General features: G+C 36.9%; 9 protein-coding genes. 4 read left to right on the top strand and 5 right to left on the bottom strand.

The window, feature by feature from the left end; genetic code table 11:
- Window positions 1-21: 21 nt before the first annotated feature.
- From QNI15_RS06390 to QNI15_RS06370, 5 genes are all read right to left on the bottom strand, one after another.
- The gene (locus QNI15_RS06390) at window positions 22-1548 is read right to left on the bottom strand and encodes a tetratricopeptide repeat protein (protein WP_314004049.1); all 1527 of its coding nucleotides are present in this window, start codon (window positions 1546-1548) and stop codon (window positions 22-24) included.
- A 678-nt stretch (window positions 1549-2226) separates the two neighbouring features.
- Entirely contained in the window at window positions 2227-2682 is a 456-nt protein-coding gene (locus tag QNI15_RS06385; RefSeq protein ID WP_313985867.1) for a hypothetical protein, read from the bottom strand.
- 65 nt (window positions 2683-2747) lie between these two features.
- A complete protein-coding gene (locus tag QNI15_RS06380; protein WP_314004052.1) occupies window positions 2748-4142 on the bottom strand; it encodes a hypothetical protein in 1395 nt (464 codons plus the stop codon).
- An 81-nt stretch (window positions 4143-4223) separates the two neighbouring features.
- Window positions 4224-5069, bottom strand: coding sequence for an anti-sigma factor family protein (locus QNI15_RS06375; protein WP_314004055.1), 846 nt, complete (start codon window positions 5067-5069; stop codon window positions 4224-4226).
- 51 nt (window positions 5070-5120) lie between these two features.
- Window positions 5121-5723, bottom strand: coding sequence for an RNA polymerase sigma factor (locus tag QNI15_RS06370; protein WP_314031065.1), 603 nt, complete (start codon window positions 5721-5723; stop codon window positions 5121-5123).
- Between the two features lie 349 nt (window positions 5724-6072).
- Here QNI15_RS06370 and QNI15_RS06365 point away from each other — a divergent pair, with 349 nt between their 5' ends.
- From QNI15_RS06365 to QNI15_RS06350, 4 genes are all read left to right on the top strand, one after another.
- Entirely contained in the window at window positions 6073-7011 is a 939-nt protein-coding gene (locus tag QNI15_RS06365; protein ID WP_314004059.1) for an ABC transporter ATP-binding protein, read from the top strand.
- A gap of 61 nt (window positions 7012-7072) precedes the next feature.
- A complete protein-coding gene (locus QNI15_RS06360; protein WP_314004062.1) occupies window positions 7073-8398 on the top strand; it encodes an ABC transporter permease in 1326 nt (441 codons plus the stop codon).
- Between the two features lie 342 nt (window positions 8399-8740).
- Window positions 8741-11362: an ATP-dependent chaperone ClpB gene (gene clpB, locus QNI15_RS06355; protein WP_314004065.1), complete on the top strand. Its 2622-nt coding sequence runs from the start codon at window positions 8741-8743 to the stop codon at window positions 11360-11362.
- Window positions 11363-11520: 158 nt separating this feature from the next.
- A complete protein-coding gene (locus QNI15_RS06350) occupies window positions 11521-12315 on the top strand; it encodes an amidohydrolase (RefSeq protein WP_314031064.1) in 795 nt (264 codons plus the stop codon).
- Window positions 12316-12354 lie beyond the last annotated feature (39 nt).

The raw sequence follows: 12354 nt of genomic DNA, 5'->3' as shown, positions 1-12354 counted from the left end.
TTTTCTTTTTAGCTGTTTAATTTACAACTCAATTCTTTCTCCATTCTGTTCGTGCATTTGATATACCAACTGGGTCTTATTAGCCACTTCGTGTATCATACGGTCTAGTTCTTTTGCAGAAGTATCAATATGACTAATAACAACCTGGTTAAAATCATCAGCAAGGTTAGTTCGATTATATAAGGTAACCAACCCTAGAATCGAAGCAACGGGTCCACGTATTTTATGTGCATTCAGGTAGGCTAACTCTGACATCTTTTGCTTTACTAATAATTGATCTATCTTTCGTTCCTGTAGAATATTACGAATCAATAAGTAAACAATTATCCCTATTCCCAATAAAACTCCCAGAAAAAGGTAATGTTGCTGAGCATATTTTGTTAATGCTTTCTGTGCGATCTGATGTACTGATGCCATCTGGGTATGTTTCTTTTCCAGATCATAATTAGCTTGCAAGGCAAAACCAACTTTGGCATTTTCTGTCACCAGAATACTATCATCCACAGCATGAGCCACTTCAAAATAATACAAAGCCTTATTATAGTTTTTTAATTCTTTATGCCTCTTATATAACATCAGGCTTGCCTCTTTAACAATCTGTTTTGCGCCACTTTCTTTAGCCAATTCCAAAGCCTTATCTGCAGCAGCTAATCCGTCAATAAGTTTATCTGTAATAGTATAAACTCTTGATAACCCAATCAAATCCTGAGCGATAGCATCTTTTGCATTTATCTCCTGCGCCAGATGTAATCCCTGAGAATAATATTCATATGCCTTTATTGAATTACCTTGTTCCAAATAAATATCTCCCATATTCAATAAACAAGAGTGTACACCTACCTTATCTCCTACTAACATAAATGTGTTATAGATAGCATTATAGGTTTCCAATGCTTTTGCATAGTTTTTCTGCTTTTTATATAAGTAGGCAAAATTATCCAGGACCGCAGCTGCATCCTGACGGGAATCAGGTATAGAATGCAGTATCTTTAATGCTTGTGTATGACAATTATAGGCTTTGGAAAAATTCTTCTGTTGTGTATGAACAATACCAATGTTACTTAAAGTAGCTGCAACTCCCTTCCAATCATGTACATCTTCTCTTTTCTTCAAAGCCTGTAGATAAAATTCCAATGCCTTGCTATATATCCCTAACCCTACATACGTAATGCCGATACTGTTTAAGTTTGCAGCGATAAGTTTCTCATTATTTATAGTTTTACAGATTTCGAGTGATTTCAGAAAGTATTCTTCTGACTTCTTGTATTCTCCTTTCATTCGATGCGCAACTCCTATCCGGTAAAGACCCAAGGCTATATTATCGGCATTCTTCATATGACGAGCCAGAGCCAAGCCTTCTCTAGCCAACACTATGGATGAATCAGGATCAGAAGTTTGATATAATTCAGCTAATTCCATGAGAATGAAGCTACGTTGTTCTATCTCTGATCTTTTCAAGGATGCCAACAAACTATCTTTAACATTACTCTGTGCAATCGCTTGCAGACAAAGAAAAGAAAGAATAATTGCCCGTAAATGTTTATTCATTTGATGAAAGTTAAAGGAGCAGTGATTTCGTTTATACACAAATTAGTGTTACCTCTTTCCAAGATAATACTTTACTATTTTTACAATTTAGTAGCCTGCTTATATTCAGACACAACAGATCACTAAAGAAAACTATTTACAGTTTTAAGCAGCTACTAGTGTACCTACTTTACTGAATATCCTTTAGTTGGGAATAATATACTGATCAATAATGACTTGAGCATTTGAATCTATTAAAAAACTTTCATCAATTCAGTAATATTTACTCAAAAAAAAATCTATTCTCAAACGTAAAGAAAAACTTATTCATAATTTATTGATAATTGAAAATGAATAAAATGTATTTTTCTTCCATCTGCAATAAAATCAGACTAAACTTATAGCTTAAAAACCATATACTTAATATTCAACCCATTAGCTTAGTCCTATTTATCCCTTTCTCAAATTTATCAGCATGATTTCAGGTAACACCAAACAATTACAACTCAAAATAATGTAAAATTATCACAGAACCTTACACGTGTATAGTATTTACATATTATGCTATGATTTGAATATTTTTATCTCTCATATCTTTCAAAGTTGTGAGCTAAACTATAAACAAAGAAAAGTGCCTTGGTAATCTCAGATAATATATGAGACTAACAAGGCACTTTTATAACTATTTTAATAAACTCCTTAGAATACCTGCTTTATCTTATAGTTTTTTCCATTAAAACTAAATTTATCTCCTTCTTTTTTACCTTTCATAACGGAGTAAATAGGAGCGTTAGTGGAAATAGCCATAAAATCCTCTCCATTTACTTTGAATGGTGTACTTACTCCAATAAAGAAATGAATAGAATCTGTAATAACAACAGCCCATTTTCCTACTTCAGCATTGATAGCAACTTCGTCAATTCCATCCAATTGTACCAATTCCTGACGTAGAAAATCCATATGAGGTTCTAATTGTCTGTTATCCTCAATCATTTCCTCATCTTTTGACTCATATTTGTCACTCCATCCTTCTTCATCACTATCTGTAGCATCTGTTATTCTCTGAGTAATAGTCTGTTGGGTTACCTGTTCGGAAGCCTCTAAGGCTTTACGACAAGATTGGATAATTTGCTTTTTGTATTCTGTAAGTTCCATAATATGTTCTTTTTAGTATTTACAAAAACATTGTGCCTTTCCAATCCAAGGTAATACTAATCTTTCTATTTAGACCATTGAAATTGAATATTATGTGAAGATGCTTTATGTTTTTGTTCACTAACCCTGATTTTACTAATTGCTTCTGCCAGAGTTAAACCTTGTTTATCATATTCATCCAATACCGTTTTCGGTACGGAAAGCTCTACTTTTTGCGGTATAGTTTCTTTGTTCCAGGTATTAATAGAAATATTTACCACAAGTCGTTCGGTTGGAGCTAGTGTCCGAAGTGTACGACCATATTCAATCATATAGGCTTTTACTTCATTAATAAAGCTAGCATAGTCTTGTACACTTGTCTGAGTATCCTTGCTTTTTCCAGTCTTCTCACTGGAAGAGGCGGTACCCATAACTTGTACAGGTTCTAAAGATTTATCTTCTTTTTTACTTTTATTCTTTGCTTTTCCTTTTTCAGATTTTGCAGAAGTTGTCACTTCTTCTTCTGATTCTGAAACTATTGTAACTGCACCACTTCCAGCAATTGCAGGTCTGGTGATAGTCATGCTCTTGTGATTTGAACTGACATCACTACTTGTATTCATAGTAGCAACTCCATAAATCTTTAAACTTCTATTGTAATTGACAGAGAAGTTATAAATAACTCCTAATCCTTTAAAAAATTCATATCTCTCCTTTGTAGTGCTTTTTTCCAATCCATTGAAATACACAAAATTATTATCTGCTGTAACAAATGATTTATCAAACCCATTTCCGAAGAGATTGGTAAAGATCTTGCCCATTATCTCATATTCTGGTTTACTGGTTTTATCAATAGGTTCTACAGTTACTTTTGTTTTAGCAGCCAGGTCCTGACCAGCCATTCTTGTGTCTTCCTGGCTAAACTCAAACAATATACGTTCAGGTTTTGCTGTTTTGTCCTGAGAATTATATTTCCTCTCCTGGTCATATCTCTTATCGTAATAAAAGAATATCTTCTCTCCTGGCTTTACAAAACCAAATAAATTTCCATAACTACTCAGAAATCCTTTCATAAGTGTTATGATCTGTTCCTTTTCTATAACTTTAGTAGCGGGTGGTGTTTTATTAGTATCATCGTCATCACTATCTTCTTCATCCATATTAAATTTATAGTAGTAAGCATCACCATTAATGACTTTTACCCCTAAAGAATTTGTATAAGTGGGGGCAGAAATCAATAATCCAAATCCAGGAAAATAATGCACTTCTCCGTTTTGTGTTATTACTCGCTGGGATTTCTTATCAGGATTGGCCTCTTTAAAGTATTCTAGTAAAACAGTTCTCAGAACTTCCTCATCGCGTTGAAACCGGGTGGTGTCTGCTACTTTCTGAGCTTGTACAACAACCGAGTATAAAACCATTGTGATACATCCTGTGATTTTCAGAATGTGACGTGTTATATTTTTTGTATATGATAGCATAGTAGTGTTTTTTATATTGTAATTGAGAGTTCCCTTTTACTTCTCCTATCTGGCGCCAAATAAGAAGAGTATCAAGATTAGTTAGTTTGCTTCTTTGTCTTTCTCCCCTTCGTTTAATTTGGAGATTACCTGAGTAAGCAGAAAATCTGTCTGTTGTTGTTTCTGATCTGTATTCTGTACAATGTTATTTAAGACAGCATTAATCTTTTGCAGATCGTCTTTGCGTTGCGAAGCCAGATAATCAGTAAGCTGCGTTAATAATTGCTGAGAATATAGTTGTTGTTGTTGCCCTGCAGAGGAAAGGAGCTGCTGCATTGTTTCGAAGTTTTCCTGTTGTAAATCATTCATTAGCCCAGCCACCTGTTCTGATGTTAGTCCTGTTTGATGCTTTTGCAATACAGATTGCTGCATCTGAAGAGCATAAATCTGGCGTTGAAGCTTTTGCTCCAGTAATACAATTCGCTTGAGGGCAACACTATCATTAGTTATAGTATGTATTTGTGATAGCTTTGCTGTGTCTGATGTAGTAATCGAAGCCAATGTATTTGCTGCTGGTACCACTTCCTTTATACTGGTTTCACTATCCTTTCCTAATCTTATCGATAGTTCATTATTGTGCAGGCTTATTCGTATGTTCATCCAGGCAACACTATATAGTATTCCTACAAAGATGGCAGCAGCTACAGCCCATTTCTTCCATTTCCCTTCAGGTGTATTTGTTTGTATTTTCTGCTGTTTCCAAAAAATGGGTTCTTCAATTGACTCATCTTCTACTTGTTGAAGTTTTACTCTGGTAGAAGACAACCGCTCCCACTCCTGTCTGGCAGCCGCATTTTCTTCCAGATATTGTTTTACCTGTGCTGCTTCTGCTTCATCAAGCTCACCATACAAATAAGCAATCAGCGTATTTTTAGTAACACTTTTCATAATCTTTATTTATCAACTTTTAATCTTACTAAATATTGGCTTTAGAGTATTTTAAAAATAGATCATATCTTTGGTTACCTTCCATTTCTCCAATTGCTTCCGCATGTTTTCCAGACCATAATACATTCTGGATTTAACAGTGTTTTCGGATACGTCCAATGCAGCAGCAATTTCTCTGAATTTTAATCCCTCATATTCTTTCATAATCACCACTACACGTTGTTCAGCAGGCAATTCATGTAATGCTTTTAGGACATATTCTGCTGCTTCTGTTCGCTCTGTCTCTACATCTGCTTCAGCAACCCATCTGTCATCAATAGAAATTTCTTTGTCATTATCAGAATCCCGTTGCCAAAAGCTAAATGAAAACATTTTTTTTCGCTTTTGCCTTCTACTCTCCTGATGGCAGCAATTGGTAGCAATCCGATATAACCAACTACGAAATTGTTCAACTGATTGAAGTCCGGAAAGATTTTTATGAACAGTTATAAACGTTTGCTGGGTAATATCCATAGCCATATCATGGTCGGCAAAATATTTATAAGTGAAGTTGTAAATGCGTGGATACCAATACTTCACCAATCGGTTAAAGTCCGCTTGGCTGCCTTGCTGGGCTTGACGTATCCACGAATCAGTGTAAAGTTTAGGTTCCAAACAGGATCAGGTTGGTTAAAATATACTCTGTAGATGCCCAGTGATGCAGAAAAGTTTTAAGGAAGATAAAAAAAGTTAAGAAATATTCATTCTCTATAGGCGAACATGCTCATTATTGCCAGTAGATACTCTCATGAGTTCTGCCCTTTTGATCAGTCAAATACAATGGAGACATAATCAGTGTTACAAGTATTCTAGTGATAACCATACAAATCAACAGATTATTTATATACCTTTCCGAAAAGGTTACCCTAGAGATCGTTTTTCATTAAAGAATGATTTCCCTAATTTGCCAAAGTTTCCTGAACTCAGGCAATACATCCTTAACTTCTCTAATTGAGTATTTTCTATGAGTCTTCTCTCAGCACGCCATATTACAAAACGCTATGCAAACCACACAGCCCTTAATGATGTAAGCATTGAAATTCCTAAAGGCAGCATTTTTGGTTTACTAGGCCCAAATGGTGCAGGTAAAACCTCACTAATTCGCATCATTACACAAATCACCGCACCAGACAAAGGTGAAGTCCTGTTTGCTGGAGAAAAGCTATCCCCTGCCCATATTAAGCGTATTGGATACCTACCAGAAGAACGAGGCCTCTACAAGAAAATGAAAGTAGGCGAACAACTACAATATCTGGCACAACTCAAGGGCATGACAAAGCGAGAAGCAACAGATAAACTCAAACAATGGTTTATTAAATTTGATATAAAGGAATGGTGGAATAAAAATGTAGAAGACCTGTCGAAAGGGATGCAACAAAAGGTACAGTTTATTGCTACAGTACTACATGAACCTGAGTTGCTGATACTAGATGAACCCTTTACCGGATTTGATCCGGTAAACGCCAATCTGATAAAAGATGAAATTATACAAATGAAACAAAATGGCTGTACCATTATCTTTTCAACCCATCGTATGGAATCCGTAGAAGAAATGTGTGACTACATTGCATTGATTCATCAGTCAGAAAAAATACTGGATGGAGCAACCAAACAAATCAGACGGCAGTACCGAACCAACACCTATGTGTTAGAAGGAGAAGGCTCTCTGGGAACACTTCCATCAGAATTTCAATTGCTTGATCTGCAACAACTCGAAGAAAATCATATAAAGGCGTCAATTAAGATTTCCAATGAAGCTACACCAAATGATTTATTACAGATACTGATACCACAAATTCAGATTCATTCATTCATTGAAAATATCCCTTCCATGAATGACATTTTTATCCGAAGTGTCACAGGAATGGGAACACCCATTGAACCATCTGCTATTACTGTTTGATAGTTAATACTGATCCATCTTTTTTTTAACCTATCAAACAATTAAACCAAAAGCCTGAAATATGAGAATTATCTTCCTGATTATACAACGTGAATACCTGGTACGTGTCCGCAAAAAATCTTTTCTGATCATGACTATATTAGGTCCTGTTCTCCTTGCCTGTATTTACATCGTTCCAGCTTATCTGATGTTACGTGAAGGAGAAAAACGAACCATTGCCGTCATCGATGAGAGTGGTTTGTTTAGCCAAAGCTTTGAAAACAACAAAAATATTAGCTTTGCTCCTATCAATACATCTTTGGCAGTTGCAAAGGAACAAGTTAGACAGGATAAGTATTACGCAGTACTCTACATCCCAAAATCTATTTTGGATAAAACGCATAATCGGGAAGTTGAACTTTTTTCCAAAAAAGGTGCCAGCATTGAAGTAGAAGATAAAGTACAGGAAACTATCCAGAAAAAAATACAGGATTTACAGTTGAAACAAGCCAATATAGATACAGATCTGTTAAAACAAATTGAATCGTATGAAATAGCTGTTAATACCGCCAATCTGGAAGAAGAAAAAGAACAGGAGAGCAATGTAATCGCCTCTTCTATTGTTGGATACATATCAGCCTTCATCATCTATATATCTATATTCCTGTATGGTGTGCAAGTGATGCGAGGCATTCTCGAAGAAAAGACCAACCGGATTGTAGAAGTTATGATTTCTTCTGTCAAACCCTTCCAGTTAATGATGGGCAAGATCATCGGTATTGCTCTGGTAGGTCTGACTCAGTTTCTTTTATGGTTATTGTTGGGATTTGGAATTATCTATGGAACAGCACAAACTCTGGGTATAGATCAGCAAACCATGATGCAGCAAGTTGAAAATCGCCAACCTGGTCTATCACAATTGAAAGAGGTTCAAAAGAAACCTGGTTTACAGGCAAAAGATATTTATAAAGGTCTGGCAACTATCAACTTCACCAAGATTATTGCTTGTCTGCTTTTTTACTTTCTTTTTGGCTATCTGATGTATAGCGCATTATTTGCAGCAGTTGGTGCAGCTTCGGATGCAGATACAGATACACAGCAGTTTATGTTTCCTATCAGTGTTCCACTTATCTTTTCTATTGTAATAGCTACCTATATTGTCCAGAATCCGGATAGTTCTATTGCATTCTGGACTTCTATTATTCCTCTTACCTCCCCTATTATTATGCTTATCCGACTGCCATTTAATCCACCATTGTGGGAAATTGCATTATCTATGGCGTTATTGATTGGAGGCTTTTTAGCTACTACTTGGCTGGCAGCACGTATTTACAGAGTAGGAATCCTGATGTATGGAAAAAAAGTAAGCTACAAAGAGCTTTCAAAATGGCTTTTCTACAAGGGATAACTTGCTGATTATCTTTTATAGAAAGAGGGTACTTTTCATCAAGTACCCTCTTTTTTTATCCTCATAATGGTATTTTTTTACTTATACTGACAATTCTGCTACATTTTTGATACAGGATGGGCTCAAAATGCCAAAATGGCTGATTATCCTCTAAAAACAGAAGAAAACGGACATATTTTCAGCTTTTTAAGGAATGGATTTTTATTTGATAGATAGACAGTGTCCAGAATTTGTAAGAAATAAAAAATAAAGTGGTGATACTAATCATTCTATTTGCTTACACAGGATAAAATACTATAACTTATGAAAACTATAGCTATCAACCCTAGAAATTAAACCACTATGAATTTTAACAAATATACCGTTAAATCTCAGGAAGTCATTCAACTGGCCTCTGAGGTTGCCTTAAGCCATGGCCAGCAAGCCGTTGAAACTGGTCATTTGCTGCAAGCCATACTTCAATCTGATGAGAATCTGATTGGCTTCTTATTAAAGAAGCTAAATGTAAATCAAAAAGCATTGGAGACACGTCTGAACGAAATAGTTCAGGCTTATCCGAAAGTAAGTGGAGGGAATCCTTATCTGGGTAATGATGCAGCGGCAGCTCTTCAAAAAGCAGAAGGTATGTTAGGGGAATGGGAAGATGAATTTGTATCTGTTGAACATATTCTTTTGGGTCTTTTTGCAGGTCGTGATCGTACAGCACAGATACTAAAAGATGCAGGTATCACCGAAAAAGCGTTGAAAAACGCAATTAAAGAATTACGAGGAGGAAATAAAGTGACAGATCAACATGCAGAAGGTAAGTACCGTTCATTAGAGAAATATTCTATTAACTTAACTGAACGGGCACGACAAGGTAAAATTGATCCTGTAATCGGTCGTGATGAAGAAATCAGACGTGTATTACAGATTCTATCACGGAGAACCAAAAATAATCCAATTCTGCTTGGAGAGCCTGGCGTTGGTAAGACTGCCATTGTTGAAGGATTAGCACAGCGGATCGTTAATGGAGACGTTCCTGAAAACCTAAAGTCTAAGACATTAATGTCTCTGGATATGGGACTTTTGATTGCAGGCGCGAAATACAAAGGAGAATTTGAAGAACGTCTAAAGGCTGTAATAAAAGAAGTTACAGACTCCAATGGTGAAATCATCATGTTTATTGATGAGATACATACACTGATTGGAGCTGGTGGTGGTGGAGAAAGCGCAATGGATGCAGCCAACTTATTAAAACCTGCATTGGCTCGTGGTGAATTACATGCTATTGGTGCAACAACCTTAAAGGAATATCAGAAGTATGTAGAGAAAGATAAAGCATTGGAACGTCGTTTTCAGGCTGTATTTGTAGATGAGCCCAATGTACAGGATGCCATTTCTATCCTTCGGGGTATCAAAGATAAATACGAACTACATCATGGTGTTCGGATTAAAGATGATGCAGTGATTGCCGCTGTAGAATTATCAAACAGATACATCTCTGATCGCTTTCTACCAGATAAGGCCATTGACTTGATGGATGAAGCAGCTTCCAAACTCCGAATTGAGATGGATTCTCTGCCTGAAGAGCTGGATGAGATCAACCGTCGTATTATGCAGCTGGAAATTGAGAGAGAAGCCATTCGCAGAGAGAATGATAGAGATAAAGAAGCTATTCTATCCAAAGAACTGGCAGAACTGAATGAACAACGAGATAGTCTGAAAGCCAAATGGCAGAATGAAAAAAGTCTGATCGATGAGATCCAGAAAGAAAAAGAAGATATTGAAAAGTATAAAGTAGAAGCTGAACAGGCAGAACGTTCCGGTGATTATGGAAAGGTGGCAGAACTTCGTTATGGAAGAATCGTGGAAGCCCAAAAGAAACTGGAAGAGCTTCAAAAACAAGTAAAAACTCTTGACCGGCCTTTGCTGAAGGAAGAAGTAACGTCTGAAGATATTGCAGAAGTAGTAGCAAAGTGGACAGGTATCCCTGTGTCTAAAATGCTACAAAGCGAACGAGAAAAGCTGTTGCATCTGGAAGAAGAGCTAGGTAAACGAATTGCAGGACAAAGTGAGGCAATCGAGGCTGTTGCAGATGCCGTTCGTCGTAGCCGGGCCGGATTGCAGGATCCTAAACGTCCCATTGGCTCGTTCATATTCCTGGGTACTACAGGAGTTGGTAAAACCGAGGTAGCTAAGGCACTGGCTGAGTATCTGTTCAATGATGAAAATGCGATGGTACGTATTGATATGTCAGAATATCAGGAGCGCCATGCAGTGAGTCGCCTGGTAGGTGCGCCTCCAGGATATGTTGGATATGATGAAGGTGGTCAGTTGACTGAAGCAGTACGCCGGAAACCATACTCAGTAATCTTACTAGACGAAATTGAGAAAGCCCATCCGGATGTATTCAATATTCTGTTACAAGTATTGGATGATGGTCGGTTAACAGACAACAAAGGCCGGATAGCCAACTTTAAGAATACCATTATCATTATGACATCCAATATGGGTTCTAACATCATTCAGGATAACTTTGAGAAGATGGAAGACTGGAATCGTGAGAAGACCATTGAGGATACCAAAGAGCAGGTGATTGATTTACTCAAGAAGATGATTCGTCCGGAATTCCTTAACCGGGTAGATGAAATTGTAATGTTCCAGCCTCTGGTGAAGAAAGAAATCCGGAAAATTGTGGACATTCAATTCCGTCAGATCCAGAAACGGTTGGCCGAAAGCGGAATCCATATTGAACCGAATAATGAGGTACTGGATGTACTTGGAGAAAAAGGATTTGACCCACAATTTGGAGCGCGGCCTTTGAAACGGGTAATGCAACGGTTAATACTCAATGAATTGTCAAAAGATATCCTGGCAGGCAAAATAAACAAAGATGATGTGGTCGGTATGTTCTATGATGAAGAAAATGATGCGATCAAATTCTTCAATGTTGAAAATATCCCTGCAGAGTTAGATAAATAACATACAATGCTTCCTACTATAATCCCCAACATTTACTGTTGGGGATTTTTTATTTGAAAATGTATTTCAGGTACTAACCTTGTATCTTTATTTATCAGAGAGAATAGTATATTTGCTAACCACATCTTTGTACATTAATCTACTGCTCACTAAATAGTATGGAAAACATTCGGATTACGTTGATTCAAACAGCTTTGCATTGGGAAAACCCAGGAGCTAACACTCATTCTCTGGAAGAAAAAATCAGGAATATACAAGAACCAACCGATCTGATTGTCCTACCTGAAATGTTCAGCACAGGTTTTACAATGGATGCTCCAGCAGTAGCAGAACCAATGAACTTTACAACATTCAAATGGCTCAAGATGATGGCAGCCTCCATGAATGCAGTTATTACGGGCAGCTTTGTGGTAAAGGAAAACGGAAACTTTTACAATCGTCTGGTGTGGATGCGTCCGAATGGTAGTTATGAAACCTATGACAAGCGTCATCTTTTCCGAATGGCTAATGAACATGAAACCTATAGTGCAGGTACTAAAAATATATATCCTACTATAAAAAACTGGAAGTTTTTACCCTTAGTTTGTTATGACCTCCGCTTCCCGGCATGGAGCCGCAACAAAGATTTATCTACCCCATCTAATGGCTATGATTGTCTTATTTATGTTGCAAACTGGCCTGAAGCACGGCGCTTGCACTGGAACACCTTATTACAGGCAAGAGCTATTGAAAACCTGAGTTATGTGGTAGGTGTAAACCGGGTTGGAACTGATGGAAAAAATATTCCATACAGTGGAGATTCTGTAGTAATCAGCCATCGAGGAGAAAAATTATTTCATGCCGAATACGAGGAAGTAATCAAAACTATTGAGCTAGACAGGAATGATCTTCAGACGTATCGTGAAAAATTCCCAGCATACCTGGATGCCGATACGTATGAGATTAAAATCTAGTTTGTGATCTTGACATTTTACTTAGCTAATATATTTTGC

It is taken from the genome of Xanthocytophaga flava (assembly GCF_030068545.1).
GTDB lineage: Bacteria > Bacteroidota > Bacteroidia > Cytophagales > 172606-1 > Xanthocytophaga > Xanthocytophaga flava.
The sequence above is the reverse complement of the archived record's forward strand: the minus strand, read 5'-3'. Positions and strand labels throughout refer to the sequence as shown.